This window comes from Bacillus sp. MT94 (genome assembly GCF_058792475.1).
The window spans coordinates 1-19,397 of record NZ_JBXAEZ010000014.1 but is presented as its reverse complement, the minus strand read 5'-3'; the positions used below and the strand labels follow the sequence as shown (position 1 = coordinate 19,397).

23 protein-coding genes are annotated in these 19,397 nt (G+C 35.6%); 1 reads left to right on the top strand and 22 read right to left on the bottom strand.

All coding sequences use genetic code 11. The features are described 5' to 3' along the window. Positions 1 to 4: 4 nt before the first annotated feature. The 13 genes from AC1Q51_RS27405 to metG all read right to left on the bottom strand — a co-directional run bounded on the left by AC1Q51_RS27405 (position 5) and on the right by metG (position 11,885). A complete protein-coding gene (locus AC1Q51_RS27405) occupies positions 5 to 958 on the bottom strand; it encodes a ribose-phosphate diphosphokinase (RefSeq protein ID WP_000107420.1) in 954 nt (317 codons plus the stop codon). Between the two features lie 18 nt (positions 959 to 976). Continuing rightward, positions 977 to 2,356, bottom strand: coding sequence for a bifunctional UDP-N-acetylglucosamine diphosphorylase/glucosamine-1-phosphate N-acetyltransferase GlmU (glmU, locus tag AC1Q51_RS27400; protein WP_053563253.1), 1,380 nt, complete (start codon positions 2,354 to 2,356; stop codon positions 977 to 979). Between the two features lie 317 nt (positions 2,357 to 2,673). Then, positions 2,674 to 2,967, bottom strand: a complete 294-nt coding sequence (spoVG, locus tag AC1Q51_RS27395) for a septation regulator SpoVG (protein WP_000454041.1) — start codon at positions 2,965 to 2,967, stop codon at positions 2,674 to 2,676. A gap of 152 nt (positions 2,968 to 3,119) precedes the next feature. After that, positions 3,120 to 3,494, bottom strand: coding sequence for a RidA family protein (locus tag AC1Q51_RS27390; protein WP_000869823.1), 375 nt, complete (start codon positions 3,492 to 3,494; stop codon positions 3,120 to 3,122). Between the two features lie 125 nt (positions 3,495 to 3,619). Next, positions 3,620 to 4,468 carry a pur operon repressor gene (gene purR, locus AC1Q51_RS27385; protein ID WP_000702467.1) on the bottom strand — a complete coding sequence of 283 codons (849 nt, stop codon included), beginning with the start codon at positions 4,466 to 4,468 and terminating at the stop codon, positions 3,620 to 3,622. 54 nt (positions 4,469 to 4,522) lie between these two features. Next, on the bottom strand, positions 4,523 to 5,392 hold the full coding sequence (gene ispE, locus AC1Q51_RS27380) for a 4-(cytidine 5'-diphospho)-2-C-methyl-D-erythritol kinase (protein ID WP_000772104.1): 870 nt from the start codon (positions 5,390 to 5,392) through the stop codon (positions 4,523 to 4,525). 196 nt (positions 5,393 to 5,588) lie between these two features. Further along, complete coding sequence (gene sspF / locus AC1Q51_RS27375; protein ID WP_002094215.1) at positions 5,589 to 5,768, bottom strand: acid-soluble spore protein SspF; 180 nt, start codon at positions 5,766 to 5,768, stop codon at positions 5,589 to 5,591. Between the two features lie 91 nt (positions 5,769 to 5,859). Beyond that, positions 5,860 to 6,120 (bottom strand): biofilm formation stimulator Veg, encoded by a 261-nt coding sequence (gene veg / locus AC1Q51_RS27370; RefSeq protein WP_000044346.1) that lies wholly within the window; start codon positions 6,118 to 6,120, stop codon positions 5,860 to 5,862. 226 nt (positions 6,121 to 6,346) lie between these two features. Beyond that, positions 6,347 to 7,210 (bottom strand): sporulation peptidase YabG, encoded by an 864-nt coding sequence (gene yabG, locus AC1Q51_RS27365; RefSeq protein WP_001173734.1) that lies wholly within the window; start codon positions 7,208 to 7,210, stop codon positions 6,347 to 6,349. Between the two features lie 110 nt (positions 7,211 to 7,320). Continuing rightward, positions 7,321 to 8,199, bottom strand: a complete 879-nt coding sequence (rsmA, locus tag AC1Q51_RS27360; RefSeq protein ID WP_000651548.1) for a 16S rRNA (adenine(1518)-N(6)/adenine(1519)-N(6))-dimethyltransferase RsmA — start codon at positions 8,197 to 8,199, stop codon at positions 7,321 to 7,323. Next, positions 8,196 to 8,753: a ribonuclease M5 gene (rnmV, locus tag AC1Q51_RS27355; protein WP_000692837.1), complete on the bottom strand. Its 558-nt coding sequence runs from the start codon at positions 8,751 to 8,753 to the stop codon at positions 8,196 to 8,198. The genes rsmA and rnmV overlap by 4 nt, the downstream gene beginning before the upstream one ends. Positions 8,754 to 8,968: 215 nt before the next feature. Continuing rightward, positions 8,969 to 9,736, bottom strand: a complete 768-nt coding sequence (locus AC1Q51_RS27350; protein ID WP_000895840.1) for a TatD family hydrolase — start codon at positions 9,734 to 9,736, stop codon at positions 8,969 to 8,971. Positions 9,737 to 9,902: 166 nt separating this feature from the next. Further along, positions 9,903 to 11,885 (bottom strand): methionine--tRNA ligase, encoded by a 1,983-nt coding sequence (gene metG / locus AC1Q51_RS27345; RefSeq protein ID WP_000134131.1) that lies wholly within the window; start codon positions 11,883 to 11,885, stop codon positions 9,903 to 9,905. A 487-nt stretch (positions 11,886 to 12,372) separates the two neighbouring features. On the opposite strand from metG, the gene abrB reads away from it, so the two are divergent. After that, entirely contained in the window at positions 12,373 to 12,657 is a 285-nt protein-coding gene (abrB, locus tag AC1Q51_RS27340) for a transition state genes transcriptional regulator AbrB (RefSeq protein ID WP_000843036.1), read from the top strand. Positions 12,658 to 12,677: 20 nt separating this feature from the next. On the opposite strand, the gene rsmI is transcribed toward abrB, so the two are convergent. The 9 genes from rsmI to AC1Q51_RS27295 form a co-directional block, all read right to left on the bottom strand. Beyond that, positions 12,678 to 13,553 carry a 16S rRNA (cytidine(1402)-2'-O)-methyltransferase gene (rsmI, locus tag AC1Q51_RS27335; RefSeq protein ID WP_000267824.1) on the bottom strand — a complete coding sequence of 292 codons (876 nt, stop codon included), beginning with the start codon at positions 13,551 to 13,553 and terminating at the stop codon, positions 12,678 to 12,680. Next, complete coding sequence (locus AC1Q51_RS27330; protein ID WP_000414350.1) at positions 13,522 to 13,812, bottom strand: GIY-YIG nuclease family protein; 291 nt, start codon at positions 13,810 to 13,812, stop codon at positions 13,522 to 13,524. The genes rsmI and AC1Q51_RS27330 overlap by 32 nt, the downstream gene beginning before the upstream one ends. Next, entirely contained in the window at positions 13,799 to 14,539 is a 741-nt protein-coding gene (locus tag AC1Q51_RS27325) for a tRNA1(Val) (adenine(37)-N6)-methyltransferase (protein WP_001055355.1), read from the bottom strand. The genes AC1Q51_RS27330 and AC1Q51_RS27325 overlap by 14 nt, the downstream gene beginning before the upstream one ends. An 82-nt stretch (positions 14,540 to 14,621) precedes the next feature. Continuing rightward, on the bottom strand, positions 14,622 to 14,972 hold the full coding sequence (yabA, locus tag AC1Q51_RS27320) for a DNA replication initiation control protein YabA (RefSeq protein ID WP_000412063.1): 351 nt from the start codon (positions 14,970 to 14,972) through the stop codon (positions 14,622 to 14,624). A 14-nt stretch (positions 14,973 to 14,986) separates the two neighbouring features. Next, positions 14,987 to 15,814 carry a PSP1 domain-containing protein gene (locus AC1Q51_RS27315; RefSeq protein WP_000272429.1) on the bottom strand — a complete coding sequence of 276 codons (828 nt, stop codon included), beginning with the start codon at positions 15,812 to 15,814 and terminating at the stop codon, positions 14,987 to 14,989. Between the two features lie 5 nt (positions 15,815 to 15,819). Beyond that, on the bottom strand, positions 15,820 to 16,803 hold the full coding sequence (holB, locus tag AC1Q51_RS27310; protein WP_000978578.1) for a DNA polymerase III subunit delta': 984 nt from the start codon (positions 16,801 to 16,803) through the stop codon (positions 15,820 to 15,822). A 35-nt stretch (positions 16,804 to 16,838) separates the two neighbouring features. After that, positions 16,839 to 17,465 carry a dTMP kinase gene (gene tmk / locus AC1Q51_RS27305; protein WP_000677220.1) on the bottom strand — a complete coding sequence of 209 codons (627 nt, stop codon included), beginning with the start codon at positions 17,463 to 17,465 and terminating at the stop codon, positions 16,839 to 16,841. A 1-nt stretch (position 17,466) separates the two neighbouring features. Then, a complete protein-coding gene (locus AC1Q51_RS27300; RefSeq protein WP_001073004.1) occupies positions 17,467 to 18,888 on the bottom strand; it encodes an aminotransferase class I/II-fold pyridoxal phosphate-dependent enzyme in 1,422 nt (473 codons plus the stop codon). 71 nt (positions 18,889 to 18,959) lie between these two features. Continuing rightward, complete coding sequence (locus AC1Q51_RS27295) at positions 18,960 to 19,139, bottom strand: sigma factor G inhibitor Gin (RefSeq protein ID WP_090978606.1); 180 nt, start codon at positions 19,137 to 19,139, stop codon at positions 18,960 to 18,962. Between the last annotated feature and the right edge of the window lie 258 nt (positions 19,140 to 19,397).

Below are 19,397 nucleotides of genomic sequence, written 5' to 3'. Positions count from 1 at the left end.
CCAATTAATTGAATAATACACTCACAGATTCTTCTTCGTATACACGAATGATTGCTTCTCCAATTAATGGAGCAACTGAAAGTTCATGTACTTTGTCGATTTTCTTCTCTTCTGGTAATACGATAGAGTTCGTTACAACTAACTCTTTAATATTTGAATTTTGAATACGCTCAATTGCTGGGCCAGATAATACTGGGTGTGTACAGCAAGCATATACTTCAGAAGCACCGTTCTCAACAAGAGCGTTTGCTGCTAATGTAATTGTACCAGCTGTATCAATGATGTCATCAATTAAAATCGCTGTTTTTCCTTCAATATTACCGATAATGTTCATTACCTCTGATACGTTCGGGCGAGGACGACGCTTATCAATAATAGCGATTGGCGCTTTTAGACGATCTGCCATTTTTCTTGCACGAGTTACACCACCATGATCAGGAGACACGATTACGATATCTTTAAGACCTTTTGTTTCAAAGTAATCAGAAAGAATCGGTACACCCATTAAGTGGTCGATTGGGATATCAAAGAACCCTTGAATTTGTGGAGCATGTAAATCTAGAGTGATTACACGAGTTGCACCTGCTGTTTCAAGCAAGTTTGCTACAAGTTTCGATGTAATTGGTTCACGAGAACGCGCTTTACGGTCTTGACGCGCATAACCATAATAAGGAATAACAATATTAATTGTTTTCGCAGATGCACGTTTTAATGCATCGATCATAATAAGTAATTCCATGATATGTTCGTTTACTGGGAAGCTTGTAGATTGAATAATGAATACATCGCAACCACGGATACTTTCTTCAATGTTAATTTGAACTTCTCCATCACTAAAACGATCAACAGAACATTTTCCTAGTCCTACTCCAATATGCTTTGCAATCTGCTCAGCAAGTTCCTTATTAGAGTTTAAAGAGAATACTTTCAAATTAGAATTTAGATATTGAGTCGACATCTAGATTAACCCTCCACATTATGATTTTTTCTTATTCAGCAATTGATCAACATAGTCTTCTTTGTTAACTTGACGTGCACGTGCTACCGATAATGCTTTTGATGGAACATTCTCTGTAATTGTAGAGCCTGCTGCCACATAAGCACCATCTTCAACTGTTACTGGAGCAACAAGGTTTGAATTACATCCAATAAATACCCCATTACCAATCACAGTTTTGAATTTATTCTTACCGTCATAGTTCACCGTAATTGAACCACAACCAAGATTCACGTCTTCTCCAACTTGTGCATCCCCGATATAACTCAAGTGTGAAGCTTTACTTCTATTACCAAAGACAGTTTTTTTGATTTCCACGAAGTTTCCAACGCGTACTTCGTCTCCAATAACTGAATCTGGGCGAATGTGTGCAAATGGACCAATCGATACTTCTGTACCAAGTTTACTATCATGTACAGTAGATTGACGAATTGTCGTACGATCTCCAATTTCACTATCACGAATTACTGTATGCGGTCCAATTTCACAATCAGAACCAATTACAGTGTTCCCCTCAATAATTGTTCCTGGATGAAGAACTGTATCACTACCGATAATTGCATCAGCAGAAATATAAGTGTTACTTGGATCAATAATTGTAACACCATTTACCATGTTCTTTCGGTTGATACGGTTTTTCATAATAATTTCCGCTTGCGATAGAGCGACTCTGTCGTTAACACCTAACGTTTCATCGAACTGCTCTGTTTGATAAGCTGATACGATATGACCTTCATTTTTTAAAATCTCAATAACATCTGGAAGGTAATATTCACCTTGTACGTTATCATTTGAAACTTTAGAAAGTGAAGCAAATAAAGCCTTATTATCAAAACAATACGTACCTGTATTGATTTCTTTAATAGCTAATTCTTTCTCATTTGCATCTTTATGCTCAACAATCTTTTCAACATGACCATTCTCATTACGAACAATACGGCCATATCCAGCAGGTTCTTCTATGTACGCTGTTAGCACCGTCGCCATTGCTCCTGCTTCTTTATGTTGCTGAAGTAATGCTTCCATCGTTTCAGCAGTTATTAGCGGCGTATCCCCACAAATAACTAAAGTTGTTCCTTCTTCATTTGCAAGTACACTTGCAGCTTGATCTACAGCATGTGCTGTACCAAGTTGTTCTGCTTGTAATGCAAACTCACTTACGTTTCCTAGCTGTTCTTGTACCATTTCAGCACCATGCCCAACAACCGTTACAAGTTTCTGCAATCCTAATTGAGATACTTGATCGACTACGTGTTGTACCATAGGTTTTCCACATACAGGATGCAGCACTTTGTATAGCTTAGACTTCATACGTGTGCCTTTACCTGCAGCTAGAATCACTGCAAATCTGTTTGACATATAGACCCTCCATCGCAACCTATTTATCCATTAAAGATATTATCCTAAATCATCATATATTTCAAGAAACACATTTTAACTATTAAATTTTACCATAATTCTTATAAGATGTTTTACTCTTTAGTATCTTTTTTAAGAAATAAGCTATACTATTTAAAATGATTTTGAAAAAATTAGTAGTTTCTTCTTTTTATGTTAATGAATTATGAAATTTTCAAATATAAAGCAAAAAAAAAAAAAACAAACTCCTGTAAATGCTTACAGGAGTTTGCTACAAAATTATAAGGCTTTTCGTCAAAGCCCTTTTCATTCGAATTTTACGAAGCACCTGCTTCTTCAAACTCAACCTCTTCTAACTCGCCTAAACGATGATACTCTGTTAAAACCGCATCTTGAATTTTAGAGCGTGTACCAGAATTAATCGGATGTGCAATGTCACGGAACTCTCCATCTGGAGTACGTTTACTTGGCATTGCTACAAATAATCCATTATTACCATCAATTACACGAATATCATGAACAACAAATTCATGGTCCAAAGTAATAGAGGCAATTGCTCTCATGCGGCCTTCTGTGTTTACGCGGCGTAATCTTACGTCAGTCACTTCCATCTTGTGTTCACCACCCTTTTCTAAATAAGCGATATATTTGTATAAATTCCACAAATTTTCTATTTTCCCTTTAATTTTTTAAAAATTTTTAAGATAAAAATTTTTAATGTAGTTGAATATAGAGATTAGTGGAGGTTATCGCTTACAAAAGGTTACTTAACTAGGGCGATTACTTCAATTTCAACGGAAACATCTTTCGGTAATTTTGCTACTTGCACACAAGATCGAGCTGGTTTATGAGTAGAGAAATAAGAGCTATATACTTCATTCACAGCATTAAAATCATCCATGTCCTTTAAAAATACTGTTGTTTTTACGACTGTATCAAATGAAGCACCCGCTTCCTCTAATACCGCTTGTAAATTTTGAAATACTTGTTCTGTTTGTACTGTTACATCTCCTGTTACAAGCTCCCCATTTTCCGTTAATGGAATTTGTCCTGAGCTATAAAACATATTATTTACAATAATCCCTTGTGAGTAAGGTCCAATCGCTTGTGGTGCCTTGCTTGTTTGAACAACTTTCATACTTTTCACCCTTTTATTATTTATTTTACTCTTTAAAAATAGTGTACGAAAGGCAGTTTGTCCATCTATTTTATAATCTATAAATAAAATAAAATAAAAAAAGATAGAGCTATCTGCTCTACCTTTTATTCAGCCTCTACAAGCCCTTCATCAAATGGTGCAAGAGAATAATTCCCTTTTTCCACTTGAATCGTTTTTTCTTTCACATCAACTTCCGATAGACGAATTAATGATACAAAATTATTAATTAGTCGTTCTTCAATATCTGTGGATTCTACTAATACACCAATACCAACAACATTAGCCTTGAACTCTTCTAACATACTCATCATACCTTGAATCGTTCCGCCAGCTTTCATGAAGTCATCAATAATTAAAACATTCGATCCTTCTGGAAGGCTGCGTTTTGCTAACGTCATTGTTTGAATTCGTTTAGAAGAACCCGACACATAGTTAATACTAACAGTCGGACCTTCTGTTACCTTATTATCTTTCCTTGCAATTACAACTGGTACATCTAAGTAATTTGCCACTGCATAAGCAAGTGGAATCCCTTTCGTTGCCACTGTCATAACCGCATCAATTGATTGCCTAGCAAAAACAGAAGCAAACAAACGACCTGCGCCATTAATATGGCGAGGATTACTCAATAAATCTGTCATGTATAAGTAACCGCCAGGCAAAATACGATCTGGATTTTCAAATAAGCCACAAAGCTCATCAATAATTAGATCTGCCTCTTCTTCACTTATATACGGTATATATTTCACTCCTCCTGCTGCTCCTGGTATCGTTTGCAATGTGCCGACCCCTTGTTGTTCAAACGTTTGCTTAATAATAACTAAATCCTCACTAATGGAAGACTTAGCCGATTGATACCTTTCAGCAAAAAAAGTGAGAGATACTAGCTGACGAGGGTTTTGTAGCAGGTAATAAGTCATATCGACTAATCTTGTACTTCTTCTAATTTTCATACTCTCACCTCAAATCACGAATATTCTAAACAAATCATAACGTATTATACGTCTTTATTCAAGCGTTTCTCGCTCTCCTAATAAACGTACCGCATAGACCTGTTCACAAAATCCTTTTAATCCGTTATAAATGCGATGCATTCGAGAATCATGGTGTACAAGTCCAAATACAGTTGGACCACTTCCACTCATCAATACAGCATCCGCTCCGAATCGCTTCATCTGTGATTTAATACGTGCAACTTCAGGATGCATTCCAAATGTTACATCTTCTAAAACGTTACCAACAGTATCACAAATCCCTTTATAATCTCCAGAATTTATGACATCAACCATTTTATCTACATTTGGATGTGTAACTCGATTTAACTTTAAATTTCCATACACATCAGCAGTAGATACACCTATATGTGGTTTCGCTAAAATAACCCAACAAGAAGGCGGAGTCTTTATATGCTCAATTTTCTCTCCTCTTCCAGTGGCAATTGCTGTGCCGCCATATACACAGAAAGATACATCTGATCCAATTTCTGCGCCAAGCTCTGCTAACTCATCAATTGTAAGCCCTAAATTCCATAATTTATTAAGACCACGTAATGTCGCTGCTGCATCACTACTTCCACCTGCTAATCCAGCTGCTACTGGAATCGTTTTTTCAATAGTAATAGATACACCTTTTTTTACATTAAACTTCTCTTTTAATAATTTCGCTGCCTGATAAGCTAAATTTCGTTGGTCGTCTGGGACATACCGATTATGGGATAAAATTTCAATACGGTCTTCTGCTAATTCCGTTAGTTCTAGACGATCTGCTAAATCAATGGTTGTCATAATCATTTTCACTTCATGATATCCGTCTTGTCTTTTTCCCAGTACATCTAACGACAGATTAATCTTTGCTGGTGCTTTCACTAGTAGCTTCAATCTATTCACCCACTCTATGTACTCAATCTTTTATCGTTTATTTTACCATAAATTTATAGTAAGACGATGACACTTCCCTAATTATAACGAAAAGCATTCAGAATGAAACTACTTATGTAAAATGATGGCACCTTTTAGAGTACAAAAAGCCGAGGAATGTCTCCTCGGCTACCGTAGCATAGAAAGTATCTTACAACTACTGGTTTCGTTTCATTAATTGCTGTTCTGCAATTTCTATAGCACGTTTCACCATGTTACCAGCATCTTTCGCACGAATTCCGCCCCATCCTTCTTTCTGAACAACATCATAAAAGCCAAGCTCTTTTGCTAGCTCTTCTTTAAATTGGTTTGACATGACACCTCTTCGTCTACTCAATGCAGAGTCCCTCCTTATTTTGCTACGGTATAGTTAGTATGCAAAATAATATAGCTTTTCATTTATGGGAATATATGTAATGATATATGGATTATAAAATGACCTCATCATGAGGGTCTCCATAAAATGTTAACTCTACTGTCTCTGTTAAAACATCTGCATAACTATAAGATACACGTTGCAACGCATCTTCTTGTTGATCCAATTGTACAACAAAAACAGAACGGTATGTTTCTGCTAGTACACCTGATTGCTCCACAGTTTTTCTTCTTCCACTATTTGCTTTTAACATAAGTCGCTGTCCAAGATGGTGATCTAATTCGCTTTTAATTTCATCTAAACGTTTTGACATATACTTCGCTACACCTCGCTGTAATTTAGATTGAACACTTAAAACACGATATATCTATCCTAATTATTAACCTCGATTCACAGCTAATATCATCTTGCGTTTGAATAGATAGAAGAAATACTATATTGTAAAAGTATCATTACGTAGTCTGTACGTTCTTGTCTCTTTTTATCCAAATTCATTTAAATCCTTCCATACAAAAAAGCAAGATACATATGTACCCTGCTTACTCCTCGTAATGTTGAAAAGGTAATCCCGTTCGTAAAATCCCTCTCGTTTCAATTCCACCTAGTCCCTTTTCACCAGTAATTGTATTACGTACGACATCCCATACATTGACTCTCTCCATAAATGAAGTAAAACTAATTTTACCAACTACATATACAGGATCTAGTGCATGAATATTAATTCTAGATGGTGAACTAGCGAAATTGGCCCCTGCACGAATTAGTGCCTCAAAGTGCGATTGACATGCCCCAGCAAAAATAACAAGTTGATCCAATGATGGATATTTTTTTCGCACTTCTCGAACAGCCTGTACAAAATGCCTTGAATGCCTATATGCCGCTAAATCTCCCTTCACTCCTTTCGATTTTGTATATGCATCATGCCCCGTAATAACGAGAATGTCTGGGCGAAAGTGATCTATTAAGTCTACTACTTTTTCATGCATCTCCGTTTCTTTACAATGAATACCTTGTACAGGAACGCCAATTTTGTTATATAAGTCTAAGCACTTGCGCAAATATAAAGGGTCTCCATCTATATGCAATACACGTCCCGGCATTTGAAAATAATTCACCTCACTTGTGTATCCACCAGTTGAAGTATGTTCATGCCTTTGTTTCATTAACACATAATCTTGTTGAAACAAACGATACGTGCGCTCCATTGTTTCTTTCTCACGCTTCACCCTTTTTTTATGTTCTCGTTGATCTATACTAATTAAATCTTCAAGTGGCGCATCCGCCACCAGTCTAATTTCCTCTCCAAACAATATAGCTATCTCGCCTTTTATTTCTATAATACGAAAAAGAATATCCCTCTTATGAGAATATCGTTCCACTAATTCTCCAACATGTAAAGCCATTCTCCTACCTCCAAACTCATTAGGCCATCTTACCTGTTTTTAAAATATGAATTTAGAGGGAGAAAGGTGACAAAAGGGACAGTTCAAGTTGAACTGTCCCTTTCATATTCTTATGATAATTTATGAAGAACCAATGCATTACTTAATGTTGCAAACTCTTCAATAGATAGCGTTTCGCCTCTTCGCTTTGGATCAATTCCTACTTCTGTTAAAATTCGATCCAATAATTCCTTATCTTTCGGGAAACCATTTAAATTATTTGATAAATTATTCATCAAAGTTTTACGGCGCTGTGCGAAACTTGCTCGTACTACTTCAAAGAAGAATGTTTCATCTGTCACCTCTACAACCGGTTTCGGACGCTTTAGAAGGCGAATAATTGCAGAATCAACATTTGGCTGTGGTACAAACACTGTACGCGGTACAGTCATAACTGTTTCAACTTCTGTATAATACTGAATAGCAATCGATAAAGAACCATACTCTTTCGTTCCAGGTTTAGCAGCTAAACGATCTCCAACTTCTTTTTGCATCATAACAACAAATCCACGAACTGGTAACTTTTCTTCAAGCAATTTAAATAAAATTGGCGTTGTAATATAGTATGGCAAGTTAGCTACTACCATTACATCTTGCCCTTCTTCAAATTGCTCATTAAATACTTCATGTACATCCGCTTTTAGTACGTCTTTATTAATAACTGTAACGTTACCATATGGTGCTAACGTCTCATCTAAAATTGGTAATAGTCTTTGATCAATTTCAAAAGCCACTACTTTTTTAGCACGCTTCGCTAATTGCTCTGTTAATGCACCGATACCTGGTCCAATTTCAATTGCACCACTTTCTGAACCAATTTCTGCATGATCGACAATACGATTTAATACATTTGTATCAATTAAAAAGTTTTGTCCTAAACTTTTTTTGAATGAAAATCCATACTTTTCAACAATGTCTTTTGTACGATTTGGCGTTGCGATATCCTTCATTTTTTTTCCTCCTGTATTACTTGCTTATAAGCTTCTCCAAATGATTCCTTTGAAACTTGAAACATCTGTAATCGTTTATGTAACTGTTTTGCATTTGTATAACCAATCTTTAATAGCTTACCCATTCTTTCTCTGCGGCTCTTTGCCATTTCTCCGCCCACTAAGCCTGCATCGACTAAATCACTCCAACTAATTTCACTTGTATAAGCTTCCATTTCTTCATGTATATTCTCTAGAGCACGGCGAATCGACTCATTAGAAGCATGTTCGATCCCAACTCCCTTTTTCCTTTTAGCAAGCGCTTCTTCCTTCGGTAAAAAGGCATGCTTACAGCCGGGAACCTTGTCAGAAATAATTTTTCGAATACGCTCTCCAGGATAATCTGGATCTGTGAAAATAATAACGCCCCTTTTTTGCTGCGCTAATTTAACTTGCTCAATAACATGATCACCGATTGCTGAACCGTTCGTTTCAATTGTATCCGCATCAACAGCACGCTTAATCGCAACTGTATCATCTTTACCTTCTACAACGATAATCTCTTTTATTTTCATGCTTGCCTCCACACTCGTTTCGTCTCTACTTAGTAAAACAAAAAAATGACGACTTTTCCATTATTATTTTCCTCATTCTTATATTTTAAAAAATAGAATAGAAAAATCTTTGTTCTCTGTCCTTATTGTAACACTTCATCATTCACATTTATTTTCTTCATCACTTCTACTAGTGTTTTTTCAAAATAAAAAAGAACAGGTTTCCCCATTCTTTTTTATTCAACACCAAATAAAGCTTTTGCATTTTTGGTTGTCATTTCTGCTACTTCCTCATAAGAAACACCTTTTAAATTCGCAATTTCTTCTGCTACGAGTTTTACATAACTCGGTTCATTTCGTTTCCCTCGAAATGGATGCGGCGTTAGATATGGACAATCCGTCTCTATTAACAATTTCTCTAATGGAATCTCCGTAGCAACCTCTTTCGGCTTTTTAGCGTTTTTAAATGTAACTGGTCCGCCTAACGAAATTAGAAAGTTCATATCAACACATCGCTCTGCTACTTCTACGCTGCCGCTAAAACAATGCATAATGCCTCCTACTTCAGCTGCATTCTCTTCTTCTAGAATATCAACAATATCTTGAGTTGCATCGCGATTATGTATAATAATCGGCAATTTCACTTTTTTCGCTAATGCAATTTGTTTACGAAATACTTCTTTCTGTATTTCTTTTGGAGACTTATCCCAATGATAATCTAAACCCATTTCTCCAAGTGCAACGACTTTAGGATGAGAAGCAAGTTCTTCTAACCAAGCTAAATGTTCTTCTGTCATGTCAATTGCATCAACTGGATGCCATCCAACCGCAGCGTAAATAAAATCATAAGCTTCAGCTAATTCCATCGCCTTTTTTATCGTTACTTCATCAAAACCAACAACAACTGTATAAGTAACTCCCGCTTCTTTCATTCGGGCAATAACTTCTTGCAAATCTTCTTCAAATTGCTCTGCATTCAAATGCGAATGTGTATCAAACAACATAATACATAACTCCTTTTATATTGAAATCCAGTTTATTCTACAAAAATAAGTTCTTTAATAACTTAACGATAACAATACTACAATCTTAATGCAAAAATAGAGAATGTAAAAAGAAAAAAGACGCTTCACACATGTTACACGTGAAACATCTCTTTTCTTGTCTTAATTACTTGATTTTTGTACCATTTGGTAGATTTTGGTCAATTGATGCTAATGACAATACGCCATTCTCTTCACCCGCTAAAATCATACCTTGCGATAATTCACCGCGTAATTTTACAGGTTTTAAGTTTGTTACACAAATAACCTTTTTACCTTTTAGGTCTTCTGGCGAATAGAATTTTGCAATTCCAGAAACAACTTGACGCTTTTCTGTGCCTAAGTCTAGTTGAATTTTTAACAACTTGTCTGCTTTTTTCACAGGTTCAGCAGATAGTACTTCAGCTACGCGTAATTCTACTTTAAAGAAATCATCAATTGTAATTTCTTCTGCCTTCGGCTCTTCTTCTTTTTTCTCTTCTACTTTAGGGGCAGAGCTTTTCATTTGTTCTTTAATGTACTCTACTTCCACTTCTATTTCTAAACGAGGGAAAATCGGGTTTCCTTTTTCTACTTTTGTTCCAGCTGGAATACAGCCAATTGTAGATAGACTTTCCCAAGATTTATGAGCCTCATCAGTAAGGCCAAGCTGAGCAAACATCTTGCTTGGTGCTACTGTTAAGAATGGCATAAGCATAATACCTGTTTGACGAAGTACTTCTGCTAAATGAGCCATTACGGAAGCTAACTTTTCACGATCATTCTCATCTTTTGCTAATACCCATGGTTGTGTTTCATCAATATATTTATTCGTACGACTAACCAATTGCCAAATAGATCCTAACGCTACAGAGAACTCCATATTCTCCATTGCTTCTTCTACTTTTTTCAAAGTATCTTGTGCAAACGCTACTAACGTTTCATCAAATTCTGTTACATTTGCTTTAAATGCAGGGATTTCTCCGTTAAAGTACTTATCAATCATAGCTACTGTACGATTTAATAAATTACCTAAGTCATTTGCTAAGTCGAAATTAATACGCTCCACAAATCCTTCTGGTGTAAATACGCCATCAGATCCAAATGGAACTTCACGAAGTAAGTAATAACGTAATGCATCCAATCCATAACGATCGATTAATGTAACTGGATCTACTACGTTTCCTTTTGACTTACTCATCTTTCCATCCTTCATTAAAATCCAGCCATGAGCAAAGACTTTCTTTGGAAGAGGTAAATCTAATGCCATTAAAATTATCGGCCAATAAATTGTATGGAAACGAACGATTTCTTTCCCAACTAAATGCACATCTGCAGGCCAGAATTTTTTATATTTCTCTTCATTTGCTGTTCCATAACCTAACGCCGTAATATAGTTAGATAATGCGTCAACCCATACGTAAATAACGTGTTTTGGGTTACCAGGAACACGAACTCCCCAGTCAAATGAAGTACGAGAAACTGCTAAATCTTCTAATCCTGGTTTAATAAAATTATTAATCATTTCATTTTTACGAGACTCCGGCTGAATGAAATGTGGATTATCTTCATAGAACTTTAATAGTCTGTCGACATATTTACCCATTCTAAAGAAATAAGATTCTTCACGAACAAGTTCTACATCATGACCACTATCTGGGCTTTTCCCTCCAACTACTTTGTCACCTTCCATAATTGGATCTACTAATTGATGCTCTGTATAGAACGTCTCATCTTGTACAGAATACCAACCTTCATATTCATCAAGATAAATGTCACCTTGATCTACTAATTGCTTAAAGATTTTTTCGACAACATCTTTATGACGATCTTCAGTTGTACGAATAAAATCATCATAAGAAATATCCATCTTCTCCCAAAGCTCTTTAATTCCTGCAACAATATTATCAACATATGCCTGTGGCGTAATATTTAACTCTTCTGCTTTCTTTTGGATCTTCTGTCCATGCTCATCAGTTCCTGTTAAATAATGCACATTATATCCTTGCATACGCTTATATCGTGCCATCGCATCTCCTGCTACTGTCGTATAAGCATGTCCAATGTGTAATTTTCCACTTGGATAATAAATTGGGGTAGTAATATAAAAGGACTTATTTTCCTCTGTCATTGTTTTGGACCTCCCGAATAACCTCATATGTATTTATAAACAGTATATCAAAAACTCATATATAAAGTGAAACTTTAATCAGTGGGGTTTTTCTTCATCCCCACTGATTATTAGCCCACATCAATCGGGCTTTTACGAGCAGCCCGAATCTCACTTATCTTCTTTAAGCCAACCTAATTTTGAATTCTGGGTCTTAATGCTCGATATCTTTATCATCTATTGCTCATATTTCAAAAAAATATACAATCTCCACTTGAAATTTGTTATTTTTTTCTGAAAATATTGTAAATAATTGTGGAATTTCCTCTCAATCTATTATATATAAGAAATAAGAAATCTATAAATCTTTTTAAAAAATATAGAATTTAAGAATTGACGGAAATGTAAATGATTGGTATCATATGTCCATAGGGTATTTTGTCGAAAAATGACGAATCTAAAAATAGACTCGAAACTTATAAACTATTTATTTAGGAGGAAAAAAATTATGAAATCTACTGGTATTGTTCGTAAAGTTGATGAATTAGGTCGTGTAGTAATTCCAATCGAATTACGCCGTACTTTAGGTATTGCAGAAAAGGACGCTCTTGAAATCTATGTTGATGACGAAAAAATCATCTTAAAGAAATATAAACCAAACATGACTTGCCAAGTAACTGGTGAAGTATCTGACGGTAACCTTTCTTTAGCTGAAGGTAAAATCATCTTAAGCAAAGAAGGCGCTGAGCAAATCTTAAACGAACTTCAAGATTATATCGAAACAGCAAAATAAGCTTCTCAATTATGAGAAGCTTATTTTTTATCGACATGATAGATTTGATATACATCTCTTTTCGACAAATCTCGATCTTTAGCGACTGTTTTAATCGCTTCTTTTGAATTCATACCTTTTTCATTTATATAGTGTTCAATATGATCATATACTGAAAGAGATTCCCACCATTGTTCTTCTGGAGCAGGTTCTTCTGTTGAACCAGCTACTAAAATACAAAACTCACCACGTACTTCATTTTGCTTCGTCCACTCAATTGCTTCTTGAATTGTCCCTCGAATAAATTCCTCAAATTTTTTCGTTAACTCTCGACACAATACAATCTCTCTATTTCCCAACACTTCCTGCATCGAAATTAAAGTATCATCTAAACGATGAGGCGCTTCATAAAACATCATTGTAGTTTGTACATAACGAAGCTTTTCTAACTCCATCTTCCGTTCCTTTTTGTTTCTCTGCAAGAAACCATAGAAATAAAACTGCTTTGTTTCAAGACCGGATGCAATTAATGCTGTAAGGGCTGCATTTGCTCCAGGAAGCGGAATTACATGATATTGCTCAGCTACTGCCTCAACAACAATATCGTAACCCGGATCAGAAATACACGGCATACCAGCGTCACTAACAAGTGCTACATTCTTTCCATCCTCTAACTTCTCTAATATTCTCTTTCCACTTACTTCTTTATTATGCTCATGATAACTCGTGACAGGTGTTTCAATTTCAAAATAATTACAAAGTTTTTTCGTTTGTCTCGTATCTTCAGCAGCAATTAAATCAACTTCTTTTAAAATTCGGATTGCACGAAATGTCATATCTTCTAAATTTCCAATAGGAGTTGGTACTAAATATAAAACTCCCTTTTCATTTTGTTGAAAGCTTTTTTGTTGCCACATAGCGTTCTCCTTTTTGCATATATGCCTCTTTTTGTTTTCTCGTTAATTGCTTAAAGTAATACTCCGCTTGCATAGCTGTACGCTTATCATCATGGGTCTCTACATATTTTAAAACGACAGGAAGCCTGACGCGTGTATACTTAGCTCCTTTGCCGCTATTATGAGTCTGTATTCGTTTTTCTATATGGTTTGTATATCCAGCATAATAACTTCCATCAGAGCACTCTACCACATAAAAAAAATGCTTATTCTTCTCCATATAAAATTGAACGTATCTCCTTTGTATATTCGTTATTGTTCTCATATACAACGAGAGGTGGTAAAATTTTTAAATCTGCATTTCCATCCTTAATTCCTTCAATTAACAATGTATTTGCTTCTTTTCCAACCTTAGGATAAACAAATCGCACACGCTTTGGTTCAATTTTATATTTACGCATTAATGTGACAATGTCGAGTAATCGCCCTGGACGATGTACAAACGCCACTTTCCCACCTTGTTTTACTAACTGACTACTTGCAGATACAACATCTTCTAATGTACACATAATTTCATGACGAGCTATCGCTAAATGTTCATTCATATTTTTCTCTGAAGTTTGAGGTGTTTGAAAATATGGTGGATTACATGTAACAACATCATATTGATGACGTCCGAGTTTCTCTGGCATATCTTTCAAATCTCCATGTATGAGGTGAATTCTTTCTTCCAGCCCATTATATTGAACACTTCTTACTCCCATATCATATAAGCGTTCTTGAATTTCCACACCAGTAATCTTTCCTTTTGTTCTTGTACTTAATAGAAGGGGGACAACTGCGTTACCTGTACACAAATCAAGTAAATTCCCCTTTTGAATTGGTACCCATGCAAAATCTGCCAGTAAAACAGCATCTAAAGAAAAATTAAATACTGATGGGCTTTGTATAATCTTCATGTCTTGCGCTAATAAGTAATCTAAACGTTCATCTTCATATAAATTCATATACTGCTCCTTTTCTTACCCTTAACCTACCCTATTTCATGTATAAAAAATTACCTTTCCAATTATAATTGGAAAGGTAATTTCACTTTTTATTTAAGAATGACAGACAGAACAAACAATCTCCCTCTTTACGTACACTTCCATAATGTAGATTGCAAATATGAAAACCTTCTTGATACAGTCTCGCTAAATTGTCATAGCCTTCACCAATATCTGTTTTCGGCTTCACTTCTTTACGCTTTTGAGTTTTTTGTTTTTCTTTATTCTGCACTTCTTCAAAACGGTGTCGCAAATTGTTATTTTCCATTTTTATATGCTGGTTTTCTTCCAACAACTCTGCAAGATGCTGTTTTAACTCTCCCAACTGTTTGTATAAATGTCCAATTTGCTCTTCCATACTAGAAACCGATTCAAAAATATCTTTTTTCTCCACAAGCACCCACCTCATTAATCTGTGGTTTGACTCGAAACGACCCCTTTATTCACTAACTCATCTAACGTATATTCTACTATCCGTTCCTTGTCTACTAGTTCCACTTGAATTAATCTTTCTAAAATATTTAATCCGATCACACGGCCAGTACCATGCGGGGTTTGTATACGTTGATCTAAATCAGGAAGTTGTTCCTTTGCCGCCTCATATTCATCATTCTCATATTTTAAGCAACACATTAAGCGACCACATAAACCAGAGATTTTTGCAGGATTTAATGATAAATTTTGATCCTTTGCCATTTTAATGGATACAGGTTCAAAATCTCCTAAAAAAGTAGAACAACAAAGCATACGACCACATGGACCAATACCACCTAGCATCTTCGCTTCATCACGAACACCAATTTGTCTTAGTTCAATTCTTGTTCTAAAAATTGCCGCTAAGTCCTTCACTAGTTCGCGGAAATCAATCCGACCATCCGCAGTAAAATAGAAAATAATCTTATTACGATCGAATGTATACTCTACATCTACAAGTTTCATATCAAGATTATGCTCTACTACCTTTTGCTGACAGACTTGATATGCTTCTTTTGCAGCATGTTTGTTCTCTTCAACAATGGTACGATCATTTTCATTTGCAATACGAATAACCTTTTTTAGCGGTAATACAACGTCGTTTTCATCAACTTGCTTTTTGGTAATAACTACTTTTCCGTATTCAATACCTCTTACCGTTTCTACAATAACAAACTCATTTTCAGAGATATCGAACTGATTTGGATCAAAGTAATATACCTTTCCGGCCTTCTTAAAGCGAACACCTACTACATCATACAAAACGGTCATCCCTCCTGCAACCGCAACACTAACTGTTCGAACACAAGCTGCGCATTTACATTAGCGTTGATTCTATTTTTTGCCTCTAATATATTAAAGAGAGCTGATACAATGCGCTTCTGAGCATAGGAAAACGATTCAAACATCTCTTTCTGCTCATGAAAAACAAGACGATCTTCTTCTCCAAGTTGAACATATAGTAAATCCTTATAAATAAGGAGTAACATATCTAACCCTTGCTGTAATTGTTCTTTCTCTCCAAAGTGTTTTCCCCATTTTTCTTGTACAAAAAAAATAGAGGTTTTATCTTTTTCGAGCGCTTCACATAATTTTATCACTAAAGCTCGTGCTTGTGCAAACCATTCATCACTACATAAAGCTAAAGCTTCATCAAAACTATTTGTGAGTTGAGCAGCAAGTGTCGATAAAGATGCTGTAATACCTTCTTCCTGTAATCTTCTAATTAAAGATTCTGTAGGTAACGGTCTAAACGTAACAACTTGGCAACGAGATAAAATCGTATTTAAAATTTGATGACTTTGTTCAGTAAGTAAAATAGCGGTTGTATCACTACTTGGTTCTTCTAAAAATTTCAAAAGTGTATTTGCCGCATTTGCCGTCATACGATCTGCGTGCTCAATAATATATAATTTTTTATTTGCCTCTAATCCTGTTTTTGAAAACTCTTCTTGTAAATCATGAATTTGCTGCTTCTTAATAGATAATCCGTCTGGTTTTACAATATGTAAGTTAGGGTGGTTACCTGAATCAATTCGCTTACAATTTGTGCATACATGACAGGGCTCTACTCCATTCCGCTGAGAACAGAGGAAACTCTTTGCCATTTGAATTGCTGTCGCAAACTTTCCCGTACCTTTCCCTCCCTCTAACAAGTAAGCGTGGGATATACGCTCTTTTGCAATGCTATTCATCAACATTTTTACACCGATGGGTTGTATAGCAGAAAGCTGCTCCCACGTCTTCATCATAATGCATACCTCACTTATTTTATTCTTTCCTTCTATTATAACAATTTATCTTCTATAATCTGAACAACTTCTTCTATAAGTTTTTCCATCGGCTGATCAGCATTTACCAATACAATACGCTCCGAGAAACGTTCTACAACTTGTAAATACCCTTCGCGCACACGTTTATGGAAAGAGATATCTTCCATATCTAGTCGATTTACTTCACGTCCTGCATCTTTTTCAATCCGAGCCAAGCCAACCTCAGGCTCAATGTCTAGATAAATTGTTAAACTAGGCATACAGTCCTCTGTTGCGAAACGATTTATTTCAAATACCTTATCCATACCCAATCCTCTTGCATAGCCTTGATATGCTAAAGAACTATCTATAAAACGATCACATAACACGAGATAGTTCTCATTAAGTGCTGGCATAACTTTTTCTACTAAATGTTGTCTGCGCGCAGCAGCATAAAGAAGCGCTTCTGTACGTGCTTCCATCATCGTATATTCTTGTTTATGTAAAATCGTCCTAATGTCCTCAGAAATTGCAATACCACCTGGTTCCCTTGTCGCCATTACCTTTTGTGCTTTTTGTTCAAAATATGGCAATAAGCTTTTAATTAACGTTGTTTTACCTGAACCTTCTGGGCCTTCAATTGTTACAAATAATCCCTTCATCCTAAAACCTACTTTCTATATCATACACTTTCATATATTTCGTATTACCTTGAAAACGAGCTCCTGCTCTCTCTAAATACATAATTTGCTCTTTATGCTCTGAAGTAATTCTCTCTCCATACATAACCAATGGAATCCCAGGTGGATACGGAATCACCATTTCCGCCGCTATCATTCCAACAGCCTCTTCTATAGATACTATCCTTGTTCCATATCTTTCTAGTTGTTTATACGTATACGGCAACGGAGAGAATTCACCTTTATAAGTATAACGAATAGATTCCCTCTTGTCTTTCACGTCATAATGTTGCAATGCTACTCGGATCATCTCTATAACCTTCATATACCCCTCATTTGCTTGCAGGGGTAAAATAAATAGGACATTGTACGGATCAGCCATCTCTGTATATATACCGACCTTTTCAAATACGGACTGTAATTCGTACCCTGATAACTGACAACGAGTTTGTACGGTAACCTTTAACTCGTCTTGCAACGGATATTCTAAAATGGCGATTTGGGGAATAGAACGTAACCGTTCCTTAAATCTCCGTAAAAACTCAACAATTTCACCATGACCTTCTTCTTTTATACGCGCCATTGTAAAGCGTGCTATATCCAAGGAAGCCATAATTGGATACGATGGACTACTAGATTGTAGCATACTTAAATAAGTAGTAACCTTCTCTTCGTCTACTAAGTGACTATTTATATGTAAATAGGAACCCATTGTCATTGCGGGTAATGTCTTATGTGCAGAATGCACTACAATATCTGCACCATATGTTAACGCTGATTTCGGGAATGGTTCTCCTAAACAAAGATGTGCCCCATGTGCCTCATCTATCAAAACAGGGATTTCATGTGCATGTGCAAAAGCGATGCTTGCCTCTAAATCCATCCCCATACCATAATAATTAGGATGCGTTAGAATGAGTGCTTTCGCATTTGGATATTTTCCAATTGCTTTCTTAATAATTTCATTACGAACTCCCACTGGTACATTATAAGTTTCATCAATCCATGGATCTAAAAAAATGGGATTTGCTCCCGCTAGTTTTAAACCATTAATAATTGATTTATGACAATTTCTTTGTACAAGAACAATATCATGTTCCCCACAACAAGACAAAATCATCGCTAAGTTCCCGACTGTTGAACCATTAATTAAAAAATAACTTTTCTTTGTATCATACACTTCAGCCAATAATTGTTGTGCCTCATCTATACATTCAAACGGACTATGCAAATCATCTAGTCCTGCTAACTCAGTTACATCAATAGATAGAATATCTTTAAACTCTCTTATTGCCTTCTGAGGGAAGTTTAAACCATTCTTATGACCTGGGACATGAAAGGATAACGGCCCTCTTTCTTTAAACTCGATTAACGCCTCATATAAAGGCATATGATTTTGATTCATCTACATCTCTTCCTTATTATTCATTCTCCATCTATTATACAGAACAAAAAAAATAATAGGCATATGCCTATTTAAAAATATGATACTTCTAATTTTCGAAGTTGCTTTAAATAATGTATATATTTCGGATCATCTGTCTCTGTATTCACCATATCCTTTTCACATTCATAACATATTAAATTATTATAAACATATATACCTTCTTTTCTTTTTGCCTCACAAACAATACAAACTTCACTTTGTAATTTCATAACCTTCCCTCCCTATTTAAGTGAACCTATTTTATACTTCTAATCCTTAACAATTTCCAGAAAAATATACACCCATCTCTTATATAATATGATTAACTCTTGGGCAACGTGTTTGTATTACCATTACTTCTTTCCCATTCTTTTTAACAATACAAAAAAACACAAGTCAAAAGACTTGTGTTTTTAGTTGCTTGGCGACGTCCTACTCTCACAGGGACAAGGTCCCAACTACCATCGGCGCTAGAGAGCTTAACTTCC